This window comes from Streptococcus sp. Marseille-Q5986 (assembly GCF_946902915.1).
GTDB lineage: Bacteria > Bacillota > Bacilli > Lactobacillales > Streptococcaceae > Streptococcus.
The window spans coordinates 390066-415846 of record NZ_CAMPPY010000001.1; the positions used below are offsets into that span (position 1 = coordinate 390066).

Below are 25781 nucleotides of genomic sequence, written 5' to 3' on the forward strand. Positions count from 1 at the left end.
ATGAATTTGAAAAAAAATACTGAATTAGTTTTTCAGCAAATTGCTGATGCTAGTCAAAAAGCCAACCGTAATCTAGATGCTGTTTCAGTAATCGCAGTGACAAAATATGTAGATGTACAAACAGCGGAAGCCTTGCTTCCGCTTGGTATCCATCATATCGGTGAAAATCGAGTTGATAAGTTTTTAGAAAAATATCAGGTCTTGAAAGATTACCCAGTCACTTGGCATTTAATAGGAACACTACAGAGACGGAAAGTAAAAGAAGTAATCCCATATGTGGATTACTTTCATGCTTTAGACTCCCTAAAGTTAGCACAGGAAATTCAAAAGAGAACAGTTCATGTTATCAAGTGTTTCTTGCAGGTTAATATTTCTGGGGAAGAAAGCAAGCATGGGTTTTCAAAAGGAGAATTGCTAGAACTTTTGCCAGAATTGGCTAAGTTAGATCAGATTGAGTATGTTGGTTTAATGACCATGGCTCCTTTTGAGGCAGACAGTGATGAATTGAAAGAAATTTTCAAGGATACGCAGGCTCTGCAAGCAGAAATTAGAGAAAAACAAATCCCTAATATGCCGATGACAGAGCTAAGCATGGGAATGAGTCGTGACTTTAAAGAAGCGATTCAGTTCGGCTCGACCTTTGTTCGAATCGGTACAGCATTTTTTAAATAGGAGAGAGCTATGTCTTTAAAAGATAGATTCGATAAATTTATAGATTATTTTACAGAAGATGGAGAAGACGTGACCAACTACCAAATTCAACAAGAGGAGACTGTTAGTCCAACCATCTCATCTTCTAAAGAATTACCAGCATCTGCTCAGCCGGGATCAGTAAAAGATACGAATATTACTCGCCTCCATGCTCGTCAACAAGAGTTGGCAAAGCAAAACCATCACTCAGATGAGAAAGTGACGATTGATGTTCGTTATCCAAGAAAGTATGAGGATGCAACTGAGATTGTTGATTTGTTAACTGGAAATGAAAGTATCTTGATTGATTTCCAATACATGACAGAAGTACAAGCGCGTCGCTGTCTTGATTACTTGGATGGAGCTCGTCACGTCTTGGCTGGAAATATGAAGAAAGTTGCGAGTACGATGTATCTATTGACGCCTGTCAACGTTATCGTGAATATTGAAGATATCAAACTTCCAGATGAATCACAAGGTGCCGAGTTTGGCTTTGATATTAAACGAAATAGAGCAAGATAATGATTTTCTTAATCCGTTTAATTCAGAATGCAGTTAGCATTTACTCCATCATTCTCGTTGCATTTGCTCTTCTTTCATGGTTTCCAAATGCCTATGAAAGTCAACTAGGTCGCTTAGTCATCAGACTTGCTCGTCCAGTTATCGAGCCACTTCGTAAGCTCAATTTACAATTTGCTGGTCTTGATTTTACGGTCTGGACCGCGCTGATTCTGATCCAGCTTCTTGGAAATATCTTAACACGACTAGTACTATTACTATGACAGTAAATCGAGCTATTTATCAGCATTTCTTCCAAGATGATATTCCTTTTATTGATAAGGGATTAGAGTGGATAAGGCGGGTAGAAGATACATATGTACCGGTGCTTACTCCTTTTATCAATCCCCATCAGGAACAGATTTTAAGGGTGCTTACTGGGACATATGGGCTGGGTTGCCAAAGTAGTGGTGATTTTCTTCTGACGGAGTCGGTTCGTGTTCTTCTCTATCCAGATTATTTTGAACCGGAAATATCAGACTTTGAAATGGCCTTGTTGGAAATTTGCTATCCGAGCAAGTTTGAACAGCTGAGCCATGGAAAAATATTGGGAACAATCATCAACCAGCTAGGAATTGACCGTAAATTATTTGGTGATATCTTGGTAGATGAAAAGAGAGCACAGATTTTTGTCAATCGTGATTTTATTTCTCTTTTTCAGGATGGGATAAGAAAGATTGGCAGACTTCCTGTATCGCTGGAGGAACGTCCTTTTACCGATAGGATTATATCTAAAATTGACTTTAGAGAACGAGAAATTTTAGTTTCGAGTTTTCGATTGGACGCCCTCTTATCAAGTGCCTTGAAATTATCTAGAAATCAAACCAGTCAACTGATTGAGAAAAAATCTGTCCAAGTAAACTATCATCTGATTGAAAAATCTGATTACCAGGTTGCCGTTGGCGATTTGATCAGTGTGAGAAAGTTTGGTCGTCTAAAAGTTGTCAAAGACAATGGACAGACAAAAAAAGACAAGATAAAATTAAGCATTCAATTATTATTAAGTAAGTGAGGAAAAGTATGCCAATTACATCGTTAGAAATTAAAGATAAAACCTTTGGTACAAGATTTAGAGGTTTTGACCCAGAAGAAGTAGATGAATTTCTTGATATCGTTGTTCGTGACTATGAAGATTTGGTTCGTAGTAATCACGACAAAGAGATACACATCAGGAGTTTGGAAGAACGTTTGTCTTACTTTGATGAGATGAAAGATTCCTTGAGTCAGTCAGTTTTGATTGCCCAAGATACTGCGGAGCGTGTCAAACAGGCTGCTCAAGAACGTTCGAACAATATTATTCAACAAGCTGAACAAGACGCTCAGCGTTTGCTAGAAGAAGCAAAATACAAGGCAAATGAAATTCTCCGTCAGGCAACAGATAATGCTAAGAAAGTGGCTGTTGAGACAGAAGAGTTGAAGAACAAGAGCCGTGTATTCCATCAACGCCTCAAGTCTACGATTGAAAGTCAGTTGGCTATTGTCGAGTCATCAGATTGGGAAGACATTCTTCGCCCAACAGCAACGTATCTTCAAACAAGCGATGAAGCCTTTAAAGAAGTGGTGGGTGAAGTTCTTGGTGAAACTATTCCTTCACAACCTGAGGAAGAGCCAATTGATATGACTCGTCAATTTACACCAGAAGAGGTTGCTTTGTTGCAAGCTCGTATCGAGGCTGGCAACAAAGAATTGGCTGAGTTTGAAGCTCAACAAAATCAACAAACAGATGAAAGTGAACAACATGAAGAGTCAGTTGACGTAGAAACTACTGCAGCAACTGAGGAAGATGCAAACAAAGAATCTGTTCTTATCCTATAAAAGTAAATGTGAGAACAAAATCTAACCAACTATATTTTCAGCGAGCGGGAGATGGTGTGAGCCCTGCAATCCCTAGTCGTTAGATTATCCTCTCAACGAATCCAGTCTGAAAACAGTAAGACTGGACGTCCCCCACGTTACGGGAAAAGAGGAAAAGAGACGCTGTCTTTTTTCGAACAAAGGTGGTACCACGATTTTCGTCCTTTTTGGAAGTCGTGGTTTTTAATTTGTTAATATTTATAAAGGAGATGCCATGAAACTCAAAGATACCCTTAACCTTGGGAAAACAGCTTTCCCAATGCGTGCAGGCCTTCCTACCAAAGAGCCGGTTTGGCAAAAGAAATGGGAAGATGCAAAACTTTATCAACGTCGTCAAGAATTGAACCAAGGAAAACCGCATTTCACCTTGCATGATGGTCCTCCATACGCGAACGGAAATATCCACGTTGGACACGCTATGAACAAGATTTCAAAAGATATCATTGTTCGTTCAAAATCTATGTCAGGTTTTTACGCACCATTTATTCCAGGCTGGGATACTCATGGTCTGCCAATCGAGCAAGTTTTGGCAAAACAAGGTGTCAAACGTAAAGAAATGGACTTGGTTGAGTACTTGAAACTCTGCCGTGAATACGCTCTTTCTCAAGTAGATAAACAACGCGAAGACTTCAAACGTTTGGGTGTTTCTGGTGACTGGGAAAATCCATATGTGACCTTGACTCCGGACTATGAAGCGGCTCAAATCCGTGTATTTGGTGAGATGGCTAATAAAGGTTATATCTACCGTGGTGCCAAGCCAGTTTACTGGTCTTGGTCATCTGAGTCTGCCCTTGCTGAAGCAGAGATTGAATACCATGACTTGGTTTCAACTTCCCTTTACTATGCCAACAAGGTCAAAGATGGTAAAGGTGTTCTAGATACAGATACTTACATCGTTGTCTGGACAACTACTCCATTTACTATCACAGCTTCTCGTGGTTTAACTGTCGGAGCGGATATTGATTACGTCTTGGTTCAACCTGCTGGTGAATCTCGTAAGTTTGTGGTTGCTGCAGAATTGTTGAATAGCTTGTCTGAGAAATTTGGTTGGGCGGATGTTCAAGTCTTGGCGACCTACCGTGGTCAAGAATTGAATAAAATCGTGACAGCTCACCCTTGGGATACAGCTGTAGATGAGTTGGTGATCCTTGGTGATCACGTTACCACTGACTCTGGTACTGGTATTGTCCATACAGCCCCTGGTTTTGGTGAGGACGACTACAATGTCGGTGTTGCTAACGGCTTGGAAGTGTTTGTCACTGTCAATGAACGCGGTATTATGATGGAAAATGCTGGCTCTGACTTTGAAGGCCAGTTCTACGACAAGGTTGTACCAACTGTTATTGAAAAACTTGGTAACCTCCTTCTAGCCCAAGAAGAAATTTCTCACTCATATCCATTTGACTGGCGTACGAAAAAACCAATCATTTGGCGTGCAGTTCCACAATGGTTTGCCTCTGTATCTAAATTCCGCCAAGAAATCTTGGACGAAATTGAAAAAGTGAAGTTCCACTCAGAATGGGGGAAAGTGCGTCTTTACAACATGATTCGTGACCGTGGCGACTGGGTTATTTCACGTCAACGTGCTTGGGGTGTTCCACTTCCAATCTTCTACGCAGAAGATGGTACAGCTATTATGGCAGCTGAAACGATTGAACACGTAGCTCAACTTTTTGAAGAACACGGTTCAAGCATTTGGTGGGAACGTGATGCCAAAGACCTCTTACCAGAAGGATTTACGCATCCAGGTTCACCAAATGGCGAGTTCAAAAAAGAAACAGATATCATGGACGTTTGGTTTGACTCAGGTTCATCATGGAATGGAGTTGTGGTAAACCGTCCTGAATTGACTTACCCAGCAGACCTTTACCTAGAAGGTTCAGACCAATACCGTGGTTGGTTTAACTCATCACTCATCACATCTGTTGCCAACCATGGCGTAGCACCTTACAAACAAATCTTGTCACAAGGTTTTGCTCTTGACGGGAAAGGTGAGAAGATGTCTAAATCTCTTGGTAATACTATTGCTCCAAGTGATGTTGAAAAACAATTTGGTGCGGAAATCTTGCGTCTCTGGGTAACAAGTGTTGACTCAAGCAACGACGTACGTATCTCTATGGATATCTTGAGCCAAGTCTCTGAAACTTACCGTAAGATTCGTAATACTCTTCGTTTCTTGATTGCCAATACATCTGACTTTAACCCATCTCAAGACGCAGTAGCTTACGATGAGCTTCGTTCAGTTGATAAGTACATGACGATTCGCTTTAACCAGCTTGTTAAGACCATTCGTGATGCTTACGCAAACTTTGAATTCTTGACAATCTACAAGGCCTTGGTAAACTTTATCAACGTTGACTTGTCAGCCTTCTACCTTGATTTTGCCAAAGATGTTGTTTATATCGAAGGTGCCAAATCATTGGAACGCCGTCAAATGCAGACTGTTTTCTATGACATTCTTGTGAAAATCACCAAACTCTTGACACCAATCCTTCCTCACACAGCAGAGGAAATCTGGTCATATCTTGAGTTTGAAGCAGAAGACTTCGTCCAATTGTCAGAATTACCAGAAGCGGAAACTTTTGCTAATCAAGAGGAAATCTTGGATACATGGGCTGCCTTCATGGACTTCCGTGGACAAGCTCAAAAAGCCTTGGAAGAGGCTCGTAATGCAAAATTAATCGGTAAATCACTTGAAGCTCACTTGACAGTTTATCCAAACGAAGTTGTGAAAGCTCTACTCGAAGCAGTAAACAGCAATGTAGCTCAACTTTTGATCGTGTCAGACTTGACCATCGCAGAAGGACCAGCTCCAGAAGCTACCGTTAGCTTCGAAGATGTAGCCTTCACTGTTGAACGTGCTGCAGGTAAAGTATGTGACCGTTGCCGTCGTATCGACCCAACAACAGCAGAACGCAGCTACAACGCAGTCATCTGTGACCACTGTGCAAGCATCGTAGAAGAAAACTTTGCGGATGCAGTCGCAGAAGGATTTGAAGAGAAATAAGTTATGTAACCACAAGGATTTTCTTGTGGTTTTTCTATATTTATAAATGAGAAGAAAAGCAGTTCAAAAGAATTAAAGAATGCTGGTATTATTTTGGGACAAGTTAGAGAATTTATAGTATAATGACGGTTGTAGATTAAATAGATCAGAATAGATATAGAAGTATTTTTGTTTCTTGTAAGTTTATCTGAGCGAGGAGGCAAAATGCTTCTTCTATTTTGAAATGGATAAAACAATAGAGAGGATATAGAATGAAAAAGTTTTTTGGAGAGAAGCAACATCGTTTTTCCTTACGAAAGTTAGCGATTGGTCTTGTGTCTGCTTCTATCTCGAGCTTATTTTTTGTGTCCATTGCAAGCAGTGGGAGCGTATTTGCTCAAGAAAGTGTAGCTGTTCACTACAAATATATGACGGATACGGAGCTGAGTGGGCAAGAAAAAGACTTGATTGTAAAGGATATTCCTAAAGTGGCTGAAGATAGTGAGAGCACTTACTATCTAGTCTACCGTATGGATGAGAAAGCCCAACTAGGTCAGTTGCCTAATACCGGTGAGCACAGTAATCTGGTTACCGTCCTCACTGGTGGAGCCCTCGCTTCGGTTGGACTCCTTATTTTTGCTATTTCGAGAAATAAAGGCAAAAAGAAAGCACTGTTGAAAGTTGTTTTGATAACAGGAATGGGGAGTGGCTTGCTTTCTTCGGTTCAGGCTATTGAAAATCAACTCTTACTCCAATACAATCAAGAATATCAATTATCACAAGGAGATAGTCTGCCTCTGCCACGAGTTCTGTCAGGTTATACCTATTTAGGCTATATTAAGCAAGACAAGAACGGCATTTTTCAAGAAATTACTACTAGAGGTCAGAAACTAGACGACACGGTTCACTCTCATCTCCAGAACAAGGAGGCTGGTCAAAATATACTAGATAATCAGAAAGAACCGTCTCAAATCCGTCCAGTAGAGCAATTAATTCCTTCTCGAGATTTGTCCAATCAAAAACCGTCAGGTCTTGCTAGTGTGAATCCTCAGGATGAAGTCTTAGATGGTCGCGTGAACAAACCAGAGCTCTTATACAAAGATCAAGAGATTGAAACCAAACTAGACTTTGCTGAAGTGGTTCAAGAAAATCCAGAACTAGCAGAGGGAACCATCCATGTCAAACAAGAAGGTCGTGCTGGGAAGAAGATTGAACTTGTTCGCATTTTCACTGTTGATAAGCAAGAAATTGCTCGAGAGATTCTCTCAACTAAAGTAGAAGAAGCCTTGCCACGTGTAGTAGAAAAGGGAACAAAGAAAGCAGTCGCTTCGAGTGAAACACCATTCTCTGCAAGAAAAGGAGAGCCAGAGTCTCAGGCTTCCTTGCCAGAATATAGAGGTGAGCAATCGGGAGCTATTGTAGCCCCAGAGACAGCCGAAAAACCAGAATATAGAGGAACTCAATCAGGTGCTATTGTCGAACCTGAGCAAGTTGCCCCACAGCCAGAGTACAAAGGGATTCAATCTGGTGCCATTGTTGAACCAGAAAAGCATGAACCAGAGGTTGGAGGTGCCCAGTCAGGTGCTTTGGTAGAACCAGAAACAACTGAAAAACCAGCCTATACAGGCAGTCAATCTGGAGCAATTGTCGAACCAGCAACGGCTGAGAAGCCAACCTATACAGGCACCCAATCGGGAGCAATAGTTGAACCCGAACAAGTTGCCCCTCTTCCAGAATATACTGGCAATATCGAGAAAGTAGAACCGGAAACCCCATCTGAAAAACCACAAGAAAAAGATCCAGAAAAAACACTTGAATTAAGAAATGTTTCGGATCTGGAGTTGTATAGTCAGACCGATGGTACTTACAAACAACATATTTCTTTGGATAGTGTTCCAAGTAATTCAGAAACTTACTTTGTAAAGGTTAAATCTTCGTCATTTAAAGATGTCTATTTACCAGTTGCTTCAATAACTGAGGAAATAAAAAATGGTCAGACAGTTTATAAAATTACAGCCAAAGCTGAGAGACTGCAGCAAGAGCAGGACAATAAATATGTTGACAATTTCAGCTTCTATCTTTCTAAGAAGGCTACAGAGGAAACGACAAACTTTACTTCCTTTAGTAATCTAGTTGAAGCTATAAATCGGAATCCTGCTGGAACTTATCATCTAGCAGCTAGCTTAAACGCCAACGAAGTAGAATTAGGGCAAGATGATAGATCTTATATAAAGCAAACATTTACAGGTCAATTAATCGGTGAAAAAGATGGCAAGCAGTATGCTATTTACAACTTGAAAAAGCCTCTGTTTGAAACCTTGAGTGGCGCCACAGTAGAAAAATTGAGTCTGAAAAATGTCTCTATTTCAGGGAAAGATGATATCGGTTCACTGGCTTATAAAGCCCAGAATGGCACAAAGATTAAACAAGTTCACGTCGATGGTGTTCTAGCAGGTGAACGTGGTATCGGTGGTTTGCTGGCTAAGGCTGATCAATCAAGCATCACAGAGAGCAGTTTCAAGGGAAGAATTATCAACACTTATGAAACGACAGCTGCCTACAATATCGGTGGTTTGGTCGGTCATTTGACAGGAAACAGGGCTTTGCTGACGAAGTCAAAAGCGACAGTAGCCATTTCATCCAACACAAATAGTTCAGATCAGACTGTGGGTGGTCTTGCAGGTCTAGTAGATCAGGATGCACAAATCCATGATAGTTATGCTGAGGGTGACATTAACAATGTCAAGCACTTTGGTAGAGTCGCGGGAGTAGCAGGCAATTTGTGGGATCGAACTTCTGGAGATGAAAAGCATGCTGGAAGCTTGACCAATGTTCTCAGCGATGTCAATGTAACCAACGGAAATGCTATTACCGGTTACCACTATAATGGAATGAAGGTGAAGGACACATTCAGCAGTAAGGCGAACAGAGTCTACAATGTAACCTTGGTCAAGGATGAGGTCGTCAGCAAGGAATCCTTTGAAGAAAGAGGAACAATGCTAGATGCTTCCCAAATCGAAAGCAAAAAAGCAGCCATCAATCCTCTCACTCTACCAACAGTGGAATCCCTCTCAACAAGTGGCAAAAAAGACAGTGATTTTTCTAAGGTGGCTCATTATCAAGCTAAGCGCGACTTGGTTTATAAGAACATTGAAAAATTGCTACCTTTCTACAACAAGGCAACCATCGTCAAATACGGAAACTTGGTCAATAAGAACAGTCTTTTATATCAAAAAGAACTCTTGTCAGCAGTCATGATGAAGGATAACCAAGTCATCACAGACATTGTTTCTAACAAACAGACTGCAAACAAACTCTTACTTCACTACAAGGATCATTCATCTGAGAAGCTTGATCTCAAGTACCAAGCTGATTTTGCCAAATTAGCAGAATATAGTCTAGGAAATACGGGGCTTCTCTATACGCCAAACCAATTCTTGTATGGCCAAAGCCCTATCATCAAGCAAGTCTTACCTGACTTACAAAAGGTTGACTACCATTCAGAAGCCATCAGAAAGACACTCGGTATTTCTCCAAACGTCAAGCAAACGGAGCTCTATCTAGAAGACCAGTTCGCCAAAACCAAGGAACATTTGGAAGATAGTTTGAAAAAACTCTTGTCAGCGGATGCTGGACTGGCTGGTGACAACCAAGTTACCAAGGGCTATCTTGTAGATAAAATCAAGCGCAATAAGGAAGCCTTGCTACTTGGCTTGACCTATCTGGAACGTTGGTATAACTTCAGCTATGGTCAGGTGAATGTCAAAGACCTGGTTATGTATCGTTCAGACTTCTTTGGTAAGGGAAATGCTTCGCCACTAGATACTCTAATCGAGTTAGGTAAATCTGGCTTTAACAATCTTCTAGCTAAGAATAATGTCGATACTTATGGTATCAGTCTTGCCAACAATCATGGAACGACAGATTTGTTTAGTACGCTAGAACATTACCGAAAAGTCTTTCTACCAGAGAAAAGCAACAATGACTGGTTTAAATCAGAGACTAAGGCTTACATCGTTGAAGAAAAATCTAATATTAAAGAAGTCAAAACTAAGCAGGGACTAGCTGGCACCAAGTATTCTATCGGTGTTTATGATCGCATCACGAGTGCCACATGGAAATACCGCAATATGCTCTTGCCTCTCCTAACCTTGCCAGAAAGATCAGTCTTTGTCATCTCGACCATGTCTAGTCTAGGATTTGGAGCCTATGATCGCTACCGCAATAGTGACCATAAAGCAGGCAAGAATCTCAATGACTTTGTTGAAGAAAATACGCGTGAAACAGCCAAACGCCAGCGAGATCACTACGATTATTGGTATCGCATTTTAGATGAACAATCACGTGAAAAACTCTATCGTACAATTCTCCTTTATGATGCTTATAAGTTTGGTGATGATACAACCTCTGGAAAAGCTACAGTGGAGGCTAAGTTTGATAGTTCCAATCCAGCCATGAAGAACTTCTTTGGTCCAGTTGGCAATAAGGTAGTACACAACCAGCATGGAGCCTACGCAACAGGGGATGGCGTCTACTACATGTCTTACCGTATGCTAGACAAGGATGGAGCCATTACATATACCCATGAGATGACCCATGATTCAGATCAGGATATTTACCTTGGTGGCTATGGTCGAAGAAGTGGCTTGGGACCAGAGTTCTTCGCAAAAGGCTTATTGCAAGCCCCTGACCAACCAAGTGACGCAACCATTACCATCAATTCTATCTTGAAACACTCAGAATCAGATAGTACAGAGGACACCCGTCTGCAAGTCTTGGATCCGACAGAGAGATTCCAAAACGCAACAGATCTTCAGAACTATGTCCATAACATGTTTGACCTTATTTACATGCTGGAATACCTCGAAGGGCAATCAATCGTTAAGAAACTAAATGTTTACCAGAAAATGGCGGCTCTCAGAAAAATTGAGAACAAGTATGTGAAAGATCCAGCAGATGGAAATGAGGTCTATGCCACTAACGTAGTCAAAGAATTGACAGAAGAAGAGGCCCGAAACCTAAATAGTTTTGATAGTTTGATTGACCATAACATCTTATCTGCTCGCGAGTACCAATCTGGTGACTATGAACGAAATGGCTACTATACGATTAAACTCTTTGCCCCAATCTTTTCAGCTCTCAGCAGTGAGAAAGGCACGCCAGGGGACCTTATGGGACGTCGGATCGCTTACGAACTTTTGGCTGCCAAAGGCTTTAAGGATGGAATGGTACCTTATATCTCCAACCAATACGAAGAAATTGCCAAACAAAAAGGTAAAACTATCAATCTCTATGGTAAAGAACGCGGATTGGTGACAGATGAACTTGTATTGGACAAGGTATTTGAAGGGAAGTATTCTTCTTGGGCTGCCTTTAAGAAAGCCATGTATAAAGAGCGTGTGGATCAGTTTGAACATTTGAATAAAGTTACTTTTAAAGATCCGACGCAATCATGGATGAGCAATGCCACCAAGACCATTCAAAGAGTAAAAGAATTGCAAGAACTGATGGATCAAGCTGTTTTGAAGGATGCTGAAGGTCCTCGTTGGAGTGACTATAAGCCAGAGATTGACAGTGCCGTTCATAAGTTGAAGAGAGCAATCTTTAAGGCCTATCTTGACCAAACAAACGATTTCAGAACCTCTATTTTTGCAAATAAAAAGTAATGAATTATAGAAGTTCCTAGGCAGGATGAGAGCAATTTGCTTTCTGACTCGTAGGACTTGTCGATTTTAACTAGCTTTTTTGTGAAAAATTGTGTAAAATAGAATAGATAAACGAGGGGAAACCTCGGAAAATTTAAAGGAGAATCCATCTAATGGTAAAATTGGTTTTTGCTCGCCATGGTGAGTCTGAATGGAACAAAGCTAACCTTTTCACTGGTTGGGCTGATGTTGACTTGTCTGAAAAAGGGACACAACAAGCGATTGACGCTGGTAAATTGATCAAAGAAGCTGGTATCGAATTTGACCAAGCTTACACTTCAGTATTGAAACGTGCAATCAAAACAACAAACTTGGCTCTTGAAGCTGCTGACCAATTGTGGGTTCCAGTTGAAAAATCATGGCGCTTGAACGAACGTCACTACGGTGGTTTGACTGGTAAAAACAAAGCTGAAGCTGCTGAACAATTTGGTGATGAGCAAGTTCACATCTGGCGTCGTTCATACGATGTATTGCCTCCAAACATGGACCGTGATGATGAGCACTCAGCTCACACCGACCGTCGTTACGCTTCACTTGACGACTCAGTTATCCCAGATGCTGAAAACTTGAAAGTGACTTTGGAACGTGCCCTTCCATTCTGGGAAGATAAAATCGCTCCAGCACTTAAAGATGGTAAAAACGTATTCGTAGGAGCTCACGGTAACTCAATCCGTGCCCTTGTAAAACACATCAAACACTTGTCAGATGATGAGATTATGGGTGTAGAAATCCCTAACTTCCCACCATTGGTATTCGAATTCGACGAAAAATTGAACGTAGTTTCTGAATACTATCTTGGAAAATAATCTATAAACAGAAAGCCTAGGATTCCTAGGCTTTTTTGTATCTAAGTTTAAAAAAGACGATTTAGCAAATTGAAAAAGTATGAAATGAGAGGATATAGCTTATGATGTAGTGGGTTGTATGATTTAATCTTCTTTTGATTCGTAGCGCCAGTATTCGTAGTTATAGGTTGATAAAATTATATCCGTGATTTCTTCCGATTCTTCTTGAGCTCCCCCAGCAATCCAAAGAGAAATAATCCCTTCAATACTTGATAAGAAGATTTCCAAAGCATATTTGTGAGGAATTTGGAAGTTTTCTGATAAGAAATGATGAGTCGTTTCTTTTTGATTTTCACTTAGAATAATGTTACTCAGAAATTCACGAATTGCATCACGAAAGTCTATGTAATGACTTTGGGACAAGGCGTTGATAAGGCGTTTGTTAGAACGTAATATATAAAAGTTCGCTAACATAAATTTTCTAGGCGATTCTCTTTCTTTTTCTAAAAAAATGTAGAGCTGGGAAATGATCTCACTTCTAAAACTCTCATTCATTTGATATTTGTCTTCATAGTGTAGATAGAAAGTTCCCCTATTAATTCCTGCCCGTTTGCAAAGCTTACTAATTGATATATTTTCAAATTTCTCCTCTGATAGCAACTGAATCAAAGCTTCTTTGATGTCTTCCTTAGTAGTAGTTTTTCGTTTCTGAACCATTTCTCTTCCTTTTTCTTAAATCAACACTTTGTTGATTTTTGATTATTGCTTTTTGACTTAGTCAATTATATAATAGTAGTGATTTAGAATCAACACCTTGTTGATTTAAGAAAACGAGCTTTGAAAAGGAGATAAATGATATGGCTTATATTGAAATGAAACACAGCTACAAGTGTTACCAGGTTGGGGATACGGAGATTGTGGCTAATCGTGATGTGAATTTTGAAATTGAAAAGGGGGAGCTGGTTATTATCCTTGGCGCTTCAGGTGCTGGAAAATCAACCGTTCTCAATCTCCTAGGAGGTATGGATACCAATGATGAGGGGGAGATTTGGATTGATGGTGCCAATATTGCTAACTACACTTCACACCAACGAACAAATTATCGTCGTGAAGATGTAGGATTTGTTTTTCAATTTTACAATCTGGTCTCTAATCTGACAGCCAAGGAAAACGTGGAGTTGGCCTCAGAAATCGTAGCGGATGCCCTAGATCCAGAGCAAGTGCTCAAAGATGTAGGGCTAGGTCATCGCCTGAATAACTTTCCAGCACAGCTTTCTGGAGGGGAGCAACAGCGAGTTTCCATCGCACGGGCAGTAGCCAAAAATCCTAAAATCCTCCTTTGTGATGAACCGACAGGTGCCTTGGATTATCAGACGGGGAAGCAAGTCTTGAAGATTCTCCAAGACATGTCTCGTCAAAAAGGAGCGACGGTGATTATCGTGACCCACAATGGCGCGCTAGCTCCTATTGCAGATCGTGTGATTCATATGCGTGATGCTACGGTTAAGAGCATGACGATCAATGAGCATCCGCAGGATATTGATACATTGGAGTATTAGCATGAAAAAAACATATCGGAAAGACTTACTCCAGTCGGTAACTGCTTCTAAGGGGCGTTTTGTTTCTATCTTGACCTTGATGATGCTGGGTTCCCTGGCCCTAGTAGGTCTTAAAGTAGCCAGTCCAAATATGGAACGTACGGCAGGGGATTATCTCCGTAAAGCCAATACCCTGGCTCTGGCAGTGATTGCTGATTATGGCTTGGATAAAGAGGACCAAGACGAACTAAAGACTCTTCAAGGAGCAAGTGTTGAGTTTGGCTATATGGCAGATCTAACCGTTGAAAATAGTGAAGAAGCGGTTCGACTTTCTTCCAAACCAGAGAGCATTTCAACCTTCCAAGTGACGGAAGGTCGACTGCCAGAAGCTAATGAGGAAATTGCCTTGGCTGATTTCTGGAAAGACCGCTATCAGATTGGGCAGACCATTACCTTTACTAAGAAAGAAGAAAAGTCCGTCCTAAAATCCCAAACTTTCACAATTACTGGATTTGTTCAGTCGGGTGAAATTCTTTCTAAAGAAGATTTAGGAAGTGCTAGTAGTGGAAATGGAACTTTGGCTGGTTATGGAGTGATTTTACCCAGTCAGTTTGATACAGAAGTCTACAGTATTGCGCGTGTGAGCTATGATGATTTAAAAAATCTGGATGCTTTTTCATCAGATTATAAGAGAAAACGAACCCAACACCAGGAAGAATTGCAAGACTTACTTGCCGATAATGGTCAAAAAAGATTGGCAAGTATCAAAGCAAATGGGCAAAAGAGCTTGGAAGATGGAAAAGAGCAGCTTCAAACAGCTGAAAGTAAGCTTCAAAAAGGAAAGAGTCAGTTAGAACAGGCTGAAAGTCGATTGAAAATCCAAGAAGAACAAGTGACCGCTTTGCCTGAGCCTCAAAAGAGTCAAATCAAGGAGCAATTGACAAAAGCTAAGGAGGAATTGGCTACAGAAAAAGAAAAACTGGCTCAGACAGAGAGTAATCTAGCCAAGGAAAAAGAGCAGCTTGAACAGCGTCAGAAAGAGCTTGATGAACTGGTAGAGCCGAAATACCACGTATACAATCGCCAAACCATGCCAGGTGGTCAAGGCTACCTCATGTACAGCAATGCATCTTCAAGCATTCGTTCAGTCGGGAATATCTTCCCAGTGGTGCTTTATATGGTCGCTGCAATGGTGACCTTTACAACAATGACTCGCTTTGTGGATGAAGAACGTACCAATGCCGGTATTTTCAAGGCCCTAGGTTACCGGAATCAAGATATAATTGCCAAGTTTGTCCTCTATGGTTTTCTTGCAGGAACTGTAGGAACCATTTTAGGAACGCTTCTAGGACATTATCTTCTTGCAGGAGTGATTTCAGATGTTATAACTGCTGGGATGGTCGTTGGGAAAAGTCAGGAGTATTTCTACTGGTCTTATAGCCTCCTTGCCCTAGCCTTGAGTTGGGTATCCAGTGTCTTGCCGGCTTACTTGGTTGCACGAAGGGAACTACACGATGAAGCAGCCCAACTCTTACTTCCCAAACTTCCCGTTAAAGGATCAAAGATTTTGCTGGAGCGCTTGAGCTTTATTTGGAGTCGTCTGAGCTTCACTCATAAGGTCACGGCGCGAAATATTTTCCGATATAAGCAACGGATGTTGATGACCATTTTTGGAGTTGCCGGCTCGGTGGCTCTCTTATTTGCAGGTCTTGGCATTCAGTCTTCTGTAGGACGAGTCTCTGAGCGTCAATTTGAACAAATCCAGCAATACCAGATGATTGTAGCAGAAAAAAGCAGTGCCAGTGAGCAAGAAAAAGCAGATCTAGAAAATGCCTTGCAAGCTGAATCTATCCATGCTTCTCAAAAGATTTACTCAAAATCCATTGAAAAAGATTTTAAAGGAAAAGCAGGACTTCAAACCATCACCATGATGGTTACTAGTGGAGAAGACTTCAAGCCTTTTATCACATTAGAGGAAAATGGGCGAGAGGTGCAAGTCACTGATGGAGCGGTCGTGAGTCAAAAATTAGCCCAACTAGTAGGTGTTAGGGTTGGGGATAAGCTGGAGCTTGATGGGAAGGAAATCAAGGTCGCGGCTATTTCTGAAAACTATGTTGGACACTTTGTTTATCTCAACAGAGCGACTTACGAACAAGTCTACGGCACTAGTCCACAAGACAATACCTACCTAGTAAAATTAAAAGATCCAACACCTTCCAATATCGAGAAAGAAGCGGCTAGATTCATGGGAAAAGCTGCTGTTTCTGGGGTCGTCCAAAATGCGACAGCCATCCATCTCTTTGAATCCGTGGCTAGTTCGCTCAATAAAACCATGGCCATCCTTGTCCTTGTTTCCGTTTTACTAGCCATTGTCATTCTCTACAATCTCACCAATATCAATGTAGCAGAACGTATCCGTGAACTTTCCACTATCAAGGTTCTCGGTTTCCACAATAAAGAAGTGACCCTCTATATCTACCGCGAGACCATAGTGTTATCCCTTGTGGGGATTGTTCTAGGTTTGGTAGCAGGCTACTATTTACATCAATTTTTGATACAAATGATTTCACCTGCCACCATACTTTTTTATCCACGAGTCAGCTGGGAAGTCTATGCTCTTCCAATCGTCGCAGTGACTGTAATCTTAGCCTTACTGGGCCTCTTTGTCAATCACCACTTAAGAAAAGTGGATATGCTCGAAGCCCTGAAATCAGTAGAGTAAGTCAAGTTTTTAAACAGTAAATCAGTTGACAAAGTCCCTGCTTCTTGGTAGAATAAGAACTGTCGTAAAGACAAATAACTTCTTCTTGGTTGCAGGCATGCCAACCTGTCACTCGGATGAAGCCAAATAAAAAGGAGAAACATCATGGCAATCTCAAAAGAGAAAAAAAATGAAATCATTGCGCAATATGCACGTCACGAAGGTGATACAGGTTCAGTAGAGGTTCAAGTTGCTGTCCTTACTTGGGAAATCAACCACCTTAACGAACACATCAAACAACACAAAAAAGACCACGCTACATACCGTGGATTGATGAAGAAAATCGGTCGCCGTCGTAACTTGCTTGCATACTTGCGTAAAAACGATGTTAACCGTTACCGTGAGTTGATCAACTCTCTAGGACTTCGTCGCTAATCTGCCTTATTTTCCACTTACATTGCGTTGTCACCTTACCTCGATATACTCAAGTATAATCTTCGGTTACGGTTCCTAGCACTGTAAGGTAAAATAAACCAGATCTTCTCCCTTCGGGGAGATTTTTTTGTTTCACTGAAAGTTTCGTACAACCTTTGCCTCGTCGCCTAGTCTATAAACGGTTTATCCAGCAGGAATCATGATGCTAAGGGCGTAAGAAATCCGTATGAAAATAGGGAAAGGACATAGTGTTCGATGAGTGCAAGGAGTTTCATCTTTTTCACTAGGATTTTATCCCAATCTCAAATCAGCTCTCTAATTTTAGAGGGCTTTTTATGTTGTCACTTTACCTCGATATACTCAAATATAATCTTCGGTTACAGTTTCTAGCACTGTAAGGTAAAATAAACCAGATCTTCTCCCTTCGGGGAGATTTTTTTGTTTCACTGAAAGTTTCGTACAACCTTTGCCTCGTCGCCTAGTCTATAAACGGTTTATCCAGCAGGAATCATGATGCTAAGGGCGTAAGAAATCCGTATGAAAATAGGGAAAGGACATAGTGTTCGATGAGTGCAAGGAGTTTCATCTTTTTCACTAGGATTTTAGCCTGGGTTCAAATCAGCTCTCTGACTTCAGAGGGCTTTTTCATTGAGGTTTTATCGGTTACAATTTTGGAGACTACAAAAACCTCAAATGGTATCAGCTAATTACACCATAAAGGTGCGCAGCTACTCGGCTTGAAAAGCCGAGTAGCTGTATGCAACCCCCCTCGGAGAGCCCACACTTTACGAAGTAAAGTATAATATGTTATACTTTACATGGAAGTAGTCACCGAATTCCAGTTAGAAATTACTTTGTAACTACGTTTTGAGGAGGAGTAAAATGCTTTCCTATGTTCGAAATTACCCACTAGCGATAGCTAAATTAATGTGTCTGTGCTCTCCTAAAATCTGCTGATTTATTACTGACTAATACAGGAGGGTTTTTTATGGGACAGACAATCATATCTGCTATTGGTGTTTATATTTCCACCAGTATCGATTATTTAATTATTTTATTTATTTTATTTGCACAGCTATCACAGAATAAACAAAAATGGCATATTTATGCGGGGCAATATCTAGGCACAGGCTTACTTGTAGGGGTGAGTTTAGTTGCTGCTTATGTCGTTAATTTCGTGCCTGAAGAATGGATGGTTGGATTGCTTGGTTTAATCCCTATCTATTTAGGGATTCGCTTTGCAATTATTGGAGAAGGTGAGGAAGAAGAGGAAGAAGAGGAAGAAATTATTGAAAGATTAGAACAAAGCAAGGCAAATCAACTGTTTTGGACAGTTACATTGCTGACAATTGCGTCTGGCGGAGATAATTTAGGTATCTATATACCTTATTTTGCTTCATTAGATTGGTCACAGACCCTCGTGGCCTTGCTTGTGTTTGTAATCGGCATAATTATCTTATGCGAGATTAGTCGGGTGTTATCCTCTATTCCCTTAATATTCGAGACAATTGAAAAATACGAGCGAATCATTGTGCCCTTAGTATTCATTCTACTTGGACTATACATCATGTATGAAAATGGCACGATAGAGACTTTTCTGACCGTGTAGATTTTTTTGTTTCACTAGGATTTTATCCCAATCTCAAATCAGCTCTCTAATTTTAGAGGGCTTTTTATGTTGTCACTTTACCTCGATATACTCAAGTATAATCTTCGGTTACGATTATTAGCACTGTATGGAAAAAACCAACCATAATTTTTCTGATTTTAATTGTATTTTTTCCATAGCTTGTTACACAGTTGAAAATATGGTATATTTTTTATGAGAATTTTCTGAATTTTTAAGATTCTATCAAAGGAGGTTTGCATGCTTTCCAAATTTTCTGGAAGCCGATAAGACCAGCAATTTGTGTTACTTTTAGTTATTTTGCTAGGTATTTTAGGGATTTCTCTCTTTCTAGCAGTTTCTATAGGATCCGTTGCGATTAATCTAGGAGATACCTATCGGATTATTTTGAGCAGGTTGGGATTTCCTCTGGAGATAGGAGAGGTTTCCAAGTCTACTCTTGCCATTGTATGGAACATGAGATTCCCTCGAGTATTGTTAGGTCTGATAGTAGGAGCAGGTCTCTCTATGTGTGGTAGCGTGATGCAGTCTACAGTGAACAACCCCATCGCAGAGCCTTATGTCTTAGGAATATCCGCGGGTGCAACTCTAGGTGCAACCTTGAGCATCATTCTTGGTTTAAAAGTGATGATTAGCCTTGGAGCTTTTCTTGGAGCTATTTTGGCAACAATTGCTGTCCTCATCATTGCCTCTATGCAGGGAAGGATGACGACTTCTAGTCTAATCTTATCGGGAACGGTAGTCAACGCTCTTTTTCTAGCTTTTTCCAACTTTATTATCTCAGTCGGCGCTAATGCGGACAGTGTGATGACCATTAAGTTTTGGACCATGGGTTCGCTTGCAGGGACTACCTGGTCTGACTTATTCTTACCAACTATAGTAGTAGGAATAGCCTTTCTATTTTTCTCTACTCAGTATCGTGTTTTCAATGCGATGATGATGGGAGATGAGGCTGTTTTAATTTTGGGAATTCCCTTACGCTTTTATTGGTATCTTTATGTGACCATGGTGGCTGTGCTAACAGCAGTCTTAGTGGCAACCTGTGGGATTATTGGATTTGTCGGTCTGATTACTCCACATTTAGCTCGAGGGTTAGTAGGAACGAATTACAAGAGACTTTTTCCTGTTGTAACCTTGCTGGGTGCCCTCTTTGTCATCTGGGCAGACGTACTCTCTCGTATCATCATTCCAAACGCAGAGCTTCCTATTGGTATTTTCACAGCCTTGGTAGGTGTTCTCTTCTTTATTATTTACATTGTTGGAGGTAGGAGAAGGGAGGTGAGGGTCTGATATGGACTTGATTTGTCAGGATATCCATTTTGGACTAGGAGAGAAAAAATCCTCAAAGGAGTCTCTCTTAAGGTTGAGGGGCATCAATTTCACACGATACTAGGACCAAATGGAAGTGGAAAAACCAGTCTACTTAAACTCCTCTATCGTCAGGAAAAGGCGGACAAAGTCTTGATAAGCCTAGATGGAAAGCCTCTGGAACAATGGACGCTCAAAGAAACAGCCAAGCAAATGGCAGTTGTGACCCAGTTTAACCAATTGCAGTTTGATTGTACAGTTGAAGAAATCGTCTTGCTGGGAAGAACTCCCCACCTCTCTTTTTTACAGAAGGAAAGGGAAAGGGATTATGCCCTCGTTCAAGATGCTCTCGTCAAGGTGGATATGCTTGAGAAGAAAACTCGTCTCTATTCGTCTCTGTCAGGGGGAGAGAAACAGCGAGTCTTACTAGCCCGCGCCTTGGCGCAAGAACCGACTCTCTTGCTCCTTGACGAACCAACCAATCACTTGGGTATCAAGTATCAGCTAGACTTGTTGGCTATTGTGAAAAATCTCAAGGTCAATGTTCTAGCTGTCCTACATGATATTCAACTTGCTTGTCTCTATTCGGATTATCTCTATCTGATGAAAGAGGGAGAAATCCTTTAGCAAGGGACTCCAAAGGAGACCATCACCCCTGAGTCATTGCAAACTGTATACGAAGTTCAAAGTCAAGTGACTTGGACCGAGGACCAGCAAGCCATGATTCACTATTTATAAGAATGAAAAGGAAAACAAGATGAAAAAAACACTAAGCATTTTACTCATAACAGTAGCTACCCTAACCATGGCAGCTTGTGGCAATACTACTACAGAAAAAGCTACCACACAATCTAGCACAGAAACAAGTCAAAAGGCGAGCACAGAGACGACTTATCCACTAACGGTCAAAACCTATGACGCCAAAGGGAATGAAGTCGAACAAGTCTTTGACAAGGCACCTGAAAAAGTTATCACCAACAATGTTTCAACCACTGAAATCTTATTGGAGTTAGGCTTGAAGGATAAAATTGCTGGCATGCTTAACCCTGATAATGCTGTGACGGACAAATACAAGGACGCGAGTGCGACGATTCCTCAAATTGGGGATAAAAAAACAGTCCTTTCTTATGAGCCAGACGCTGTGATAGGGCGAAACATGATGTTTTCTGAAAAATCCTTGGGGACAGTTAGCACTTGGAATGAAAACAAAATCCCAGTCTATACGCAAAAAGCTTCTCTCTCAACGATTCAGCAAGATTTGGGAAATATTGTAGAAGACGTTAAAAATCTTGGAATGATTTTCAATGTTCAGGACAAGGCTAATGAATACGCAGCCCAATTACAAGCTAAAATTGACGCTGTTAAGAAAGCAAATCCAACAAGCCAAGGTGAAAAGAAAAAAGTTTTGATTATGGTTGCTTATAATAACGAAACCTTCGGTGCTTACAAGTCTGCTTTGTAAGAAAGCTTGTTGAATCAACTTGGTTATGCCAACGTTGCAACGGGAACATCAGGCTTGACCTTGGAAAATCTCGTGTCAATGGATCCTGAGTTGATTATCTATGTGACCAGCGACCGCAATAAAAAATTGGATGCCAACGCAGTAGAGTTGATGAAGGCAAATGAAGTTTTAGAAAATGTCCCTGCAATTAAGAATCAAAAAATCATGACCATTTCTTACGATGAGTTGATGGACTATGGTCCAGCAGTGATTGATTCCCTTGAGAAAATCAATGACTTTATCAATAAATAATGAGTTTGATTGGGAAGGGATCCAAGTCAAGGTCAGCCTTCCTTCGACTTATGATCCCAATCAAACCTATCCAGCGATTCTCTTGAATGATGGAAACTTGGATTTTCTATCTTCCCTTTCAGAATCTGTGATTTTAGTGGGCTTGACCTCTAAAAATTGCCTAGACGACTACACTCCATGGAAGGCATCTGCTCTGAGAGATGGGACTCCAGATTTTGGCGGTCAAGCAAATGCCTATCATGGTCATTTATTTGGAGGTCTTTTAGACAAGTTGCAGTCACTTTATCGCCTAGACAAAAATCGCCTTGCTTATGGAGGTTACTCACTAGGTGGTTTGGCGGCAGTATACAGTCTTTTCCGTTTTGATAAGATCTCCTGTATCTTCTCTATCTGCGGTTCCTTTTGGTATCCTGATTTTACGACTTATTGCAGGGATGAGAATGTGAGAAATCTAGATTGTTTGCTGTATTTACAGAATGGTCAAACAGAAGGAGCCCATCATACCAATCGCTTGGCTCAAGCACCAGTCTATGCTGAGCAGATCCATACCAGTCTTCAGGAACGCTATCCGAACGGTCAGTTTGTCTTTGATCCTTATGGACACCATGAACAAGTAGCTGATAGATTTCTAGCTTTTTCCAGCTGATTGGCCCAAAAATGGAAAATCTTTTATTTAACCAAGTTTTTCTCTTTTCTTATCTGGATTCCAGATGAAGCTTGCGATAAAGCTAAAGATGATGGTTAGGATAGCGAGGATAATCGCAAGGATGAGGGCAGGGATGCGGATAAACCACCAGAGTGGGTTTGGTTTTTTATCATTATGCCATTGTTTCGTTTCTTCGTCCAAGCGTTGAAATTCTGCTTGAATGCGATTAGCGACTGTTTCAATACCTTCATCATTCATTTTCCTGATATCTGAGATATCGATTGGATTTCCAAAGTTCATATCGACACGCTCACGGCTAACCAAGCCCTTCAAGGTCATGGGACCTGTGTAAGTAACAGGCATGATATGAACCTTGGCCATCTTGGCAATCAAGGCTACGCCACCCTTGACATCGTTTGAGTGGCGACTACCACTTGGAAACATGATGAGAGAGCGGTCACTTTTTTTGAGGACATTGATAGGATATTTGATGGATGAAGCGCTTGGATTTTCACGGTCGATGGGAAAGGCACCACACATACGAATCCACCAACCAAAGATACGGTTGGTAAAGAGTTCTTTTTTGGCCATAAAGATGAACTGTTTTGGCTTGGTCGCAAAGGCCATGTAAACAGGGTCCCACCAGGTGCGGTGAGGTGCAACCAGAATATAATTTTCATCTTGATTAGGAATTTTATCAGTATTATGATAGTGGGCATTGCCATTGATGGACCAGAGGAGCAGGACAACCAATCCACGTAAATAAGTATAAAACATGCGATCTCCTTCGATTGTATTGCTTTTATTATTATACCTTATCAAAAGACTACTGGCAAACTTTTTCAGTTGTCAGCCAACAGTTTTAGACGAGATTAGAATTCTTTAAAAAAATGATATGATAGAATTTATGGATAAAAATAAGATTATGGGATTAACCCAAAGAGAAGTCAAGGAAAGACAGGCTAAGGGCTTGGTCAATGATTTTACTGCTTCGGGCAGTACTAGCACTTGGCAAATCGTTAAACGAAATGTCTTTACCCTTTTTAACGCTTTGAACTTTGCCATTGCTTTGGCACTAGCCTTTGTGCAGGCTTGGAGCAATCTGGTCTTCTTTGCTGTTATCTGCTTTAACGCTTTTTCTGGGATTGTGACCGAGCTGCGGGCTAAACACATGGTGGACAAGCTCAATCTCATGACCAAGGAAAAGGTCAAAACCATTCGTGATGGCTAAGAAGTGGCTCTGAATCCTGAAGAATTGGTGTTAGGAGATGTGATTCGTCTGTCTGCTGGAGAGCAGATTCCCAGTGATGCCTTGGTTTTGGAAGGCTTGCCTCTTAAGTCATCCGTTGTAAATTCGTCGACAGCCCTTTTGGGGATGTTACCTAAGGGAATTGCCCTTTTGACCATTACTTCGCTCTTGACTGCGGTGATTAAGTTGGGCTTGAAAAAGGTCTTGGTGCAGGAGATGTATTCTGTTGAGACCTTGGCGCGCGTGGATATGCTCTGTCTGGACAAGACGGGCACCATCACTCAAGGAAAGATGCAGGTGGAGGCTGTCCTTCCGCTGATGGAAACTTATGGTGAAGAGACTATTGCCAGCATCTTGGCTAGCTATATGGCCCATAGTGAGGATAAAAATCCAACAGCCCAAGCTATTCGCCAGCGTTTCCAAGGTCAGGTAGTCTATCCTATGATCTCTAATCTGCCTTTCTCAAGCGACCGCAAGTGGGGAGCCATGGAGTTAGAAGGTTTGGGAACAGTTTTCTTAGGTGCACCTGAGATGTTGCTAGAAAATGAAGTCCTTGAAGCCAGAGAGGCCTTGGAGAGAGGTTCACGTGTCTTGGTCTTAGCTCTCAGTCAGGAGAAATTAGACCATCACAAGCCACAGAAACCATCTGATATTCAGGCTCTAGCCTTGCTGGAAATCTTGGGCCCCATTCGGGAGGGAGCAGCAGAGACGCTGGACTATCTCCGTTCTCAGGAAGTGGGACTCAAGATTATCTCTGGTGACAATCCAGTTACGGTGTCCAGTATTGCCCAGAAGGCTGGTTTTGCGGACTATGATAGTTATGTAGATTGCTCCACAAAATCACGGATGAGGAATTGATTGCTATGACTGAGGAGACAGCTATTTTCGGACGTGTTTCCCCTCATCAAAAAAACTCATCATCCAAACACTCAAACACTGAAAAAAGCGGGGCATACAACAGCTATGACAGGGGATGGAGTTAATGATATCCTGGCCCTTCGTGAGGCGGATTGTTCTATCGTGATGGCTGAGGGAGATCCTGCGACTCGTCAGATTGCCAATCTGGTTCTCTTGAACTCTGACTTTAATGATGTTCCTGAGATTCTTTTTGAAGGTCGTCGCGTGGTCAATAACATTGCCCACATCGCTCCGATTTTCTTGATAAAGACCATCTATTCTTTCTTGCTCGCAGTTATCTGTATCGCCAGTGCTTTACTAGGTAGGTCTGAATGGATCTTAATTTTTCCCTTCATTCCAATCCAGATTACCATGATTGACCAGTTTGTGGAAGGTTTCCCACCATTCGTTCTGACTTTTGAGCGAAATATCAAACCTGTTGAGCCAAATTTCCTCAGAAGGTCCATGCTTCGCACCCTACCAAGTGCTCTTATGGTCGTGTTCAGCGTTCTTTTTGTGAAAATATTTGGAAGTAGTCAAGGCTGGTCTGAGTTAGAAATCTCAACTCTCCTCTATTATCACCTGGAGTCTCCTGGTTTCTTATCCGTATTTAGAGCCTGCATGCCATTCACCCTCTGGCGAGTCCTCTTGATTGTTTGGTCAGTAGGAGGCTTCCTAGTTACAGATCTCTTCCCAAGAATTCAAAAACTCCTTGAAATTTCGATCTTAACAGGACAAACACTGCTGGTCTATGGAGTCATGATGTTGCTCTTTACCGTGATTTTCATCTTGACCAGTCGTTATCAAGCCAGAAAATAAAGAAAGACTGCAATCTGTGGATTGCAGTCTTTCTTATAAAACGAGTCTATCGTACATCTGATATGTAAGACCTATGTGCCGAGCATCTATCGGTGAATCCAAGAGAGACTCTCAAGCCCGGCTTGGATTGAGGTAGCAGATTCAAATGTCTGCGGTTAGACTATTTGAAGTTTGACGCAAGAAATAATGCTCTTCAAAGCAGATAGATTCCTAGTTTGCTCTTTGATTTT

16 protein-coding genes and 3 pseudogenes are annotated in these 25781 nt (G+C 41.2%); 17 read left to right on the forward strand and 2 right to left on the reverse strand.

Annotated features, from left to right (window positions below; all coding sequences use genetic code 11):
• The 8 genes from OVN21_RS02160 to OVN21_RS02195 all read left to right on the forward strand — a co-directional run bounded on the left by OVN21_RS02160 (position 1) and on the right by OVN21_RS02195 (position 12599).
• Positions 1-672, forward strand: a complete 672-nt coding sequence (locus OVN21_RS02160) for a YggS family pyridoxal phosphate-dependent enzyme (protein ID WP_267247082.1) — start codon at positions 1-3, stop codon at positions 670-672.
• Positions 673-681: 9 nt separating this feature from the next.
• Positions 682-1212, forward strand: a complete 531-nt coding sequence (locus tag OVN21_RS02165; protein ID WP_267247083.1) for a cell division protein SepF — start codon at positions 682-684, stop codon at positions 1210-1212.
• The gene (locus OVN21_RS02170; RefSeq protein ID WP_267247084.1) at positions 1212-1472 is read left to right on the forward strand and encodes a YggT family protein; all 261 of its coding nucleotides are present in this window, start codon (positions 1212-1214) and stop codon (positions 1470-1472) included. Before OVN21_RS02165 ends, OVN21_RS02170 begins: the two co-directional genes overlap by 1 nt.
• A complete protein-coding gene (locus tag OVN21_RS02175) occupies positions 1469-2260 on the forward strand; it encodes an RNA-binding protein (protein ID WP_267247085.1) in 792 nt (263 codons plus the stop codon). The genes OVN21_RS02170 and OVN21_RS02175 overlap by 4 nt, the downstream gene beginning before the upstream one ends.
• A gap of 8 nt (positions 2261-2268) precedes the next feature.
• Positions 2269-3063, forward strand: a complete 795-nt coding sequence (locus OVN21_RS02180) for a DivIVA domain-containing protein (protein ID WP_267247086.1) — start codon at positions 2269-2271, stop codon at positions 3061-3063.
• A gap of 253 nt (positions 3064-3316) precedes the next feature.
• Entirely contained in the window at positions 3317-6109 is a 2793-nt protein-coding gene (gene ileS / locus OVN21_RS02185) for an isoleucine--tRNA ligase (protein WP_267247087.1), read from the forward strand.
• Between the two features lie 251 nt (positions 6110-6360).
• A complete protein-coding gene (locus tag OVN21_RS02190; protein ID WP_267247088.1) occupies positions 6361-11754 on the forward strand; it encodes a ZmpA/ZmpB/ZmpC family metallo-endopeptidase in 5394 nt (1797 codons plus the stop codon).
• Between the two features lie 152 nt (positions 11755-11906).
• A complete protein-coding gene (locus tag OVN21_RS02195) occupies positions 11907-12599 on the forward strand; it encodes a phosphoglycerate mutase (RefSeq protein WP_267247089.1) in 693 nt (230 codons plus the stop codon).
• A 123-nt stretch (positions 12600-12722) separates the two neighbouring features.
• On the opposite strand, the gene OVN21_RS02200 is transcribed toward OVN21_RS02195, so the two are convergent.
• On the reverse strand, positions 12723-13295 hold the full coding sequence (locus tag OVN21_RS02200; RefSeq protein ID WP_267247090.1) for a TetR/AcrR family transcriptional regulator: 573 nt from the start codon (positions 13293-13295) through the stop codon (positions 12723-12725).
• 140 nt (positions 13296-13435) lie between these two features.
• On the opposite strand from OVN21_RS02200, the gene OVN21_RS02205 reads away from it, so the two are divergent.
• From OVN21_RS02205 to OVN21_RS02240, 8 genes and pseudogenes are all read left to right on the forward strand, one after another.
• A complete protein-coding gene (locus OVN21_RS02205; RefSeq protein WP_267247091.1) occupies positions 13436-14137 on the forward strand; it encodes an ABC transporter ATP-binding protein in 702 nt (233 codons plus the stop codon).
• Positions 14133-16838 carry an FtsX-like permease family protein gene (locus tag OVN21_RS02210; protein WP_267247293.1) on the forward strand — a complete coding sequence of 902 codons (2706 nt, stop codon included), beginning with the start codon at positions 14133-14135 and terminating at the stop codon, positions 16836-16838. The genes OVN21_RS02205 and OVN21_RS02210 overlap by 5 nt, the downstream gene beginning before the upstream one ends.
• A 144-nt stretch (positions 16839-16982) precedes the next feature.
• Positions 16983-17252: a 30S ribosomal protein S15 gene (gene rpsO, locus OVN21_RS02215; protein WP_001018251.1), complete on the forward strand. Its 270-nt coding sequence runs from the start codon at positions 16983-16985 to the stop codon at positions 17250-17252.
• 988 nt (positions 17253-18240) lie between these two features.
• Positions 18241-18861, forward strand: a complete 621-nt coding sequence (locus OVN21_RS02220) for a CadD family cadmium resistance transporter (protein ID WP_267247092.1) — start codon at positions 18241-18243, stop codon at positions 18859-18861.
• 300 nt (positions 18862-19161) lie between these two features.
• Complete coding sequence (locus tag OVN21_RS02225; RefSeq protein ID WP_267247093.1) at positions 19162-20169, forward strand: FecCD family ABC transporter permease; 1008 nt, start codon at positions 19162-19164, stop codon at positions 20167-20169.
• A gap of 1 nt (position 20170) precedes the next feature.
• Positions 20171-20925 (forward strand): annotated as a pseudogene (locus OVN21_RS02230) (ABC transporter ATP-binding protein).
• 19 nt (positions 20926-20944) lie between these two features.
• Positions 20945-21940, forward strand: a pseudogene (locus tag OVN21_RS02235) (ABC transporter substrate-binding protein).
• The gene (locus OVN21_RS02240; RefSeq protein WP_267247094.1) at positions 21921-22586 is read left to right on the forward strand and encodes an alpha/beta hydrolase-fold protein; all 666 of its coding nucleotides are present in this window, start codon (positions 21921-21923) and stop codon (positions 22584-22586) included. Before OVN21_RS02235 ends, OVN21_RS02240 begins: the two are co-directional and overlap by 20 nt.
• A gap of 27 nt (positions 22587-22613) precedes the next feature.
• On the opposite strand, the gene OVN21_RS02245 is transcribed toward OVN21_RS02240, so the two are convergent.
• Positions 22614-23363, reverse strand: a complete 750-nt coding sequence (locus OVN21_RS02245; RefSeq protein ID WP_267247095.1) for a lysophospholipid acyltransferase family protein — start codon at positions 23361-23363, stop codon at positions 22614-22616.
• Positions 23364-23493: 130 nt separating this feature from the next.
• Here OVN21_RS02245 and OVN21_RS02255 point away from each other — a divergent pair.
• Positions 23494-25551, forward strand: a pseudogene (locus tag OVN21_RS02255) (HAD-IC family P-type ATPase).
• Positions 25552-25781: the final 230 nt, after the last annotated feature.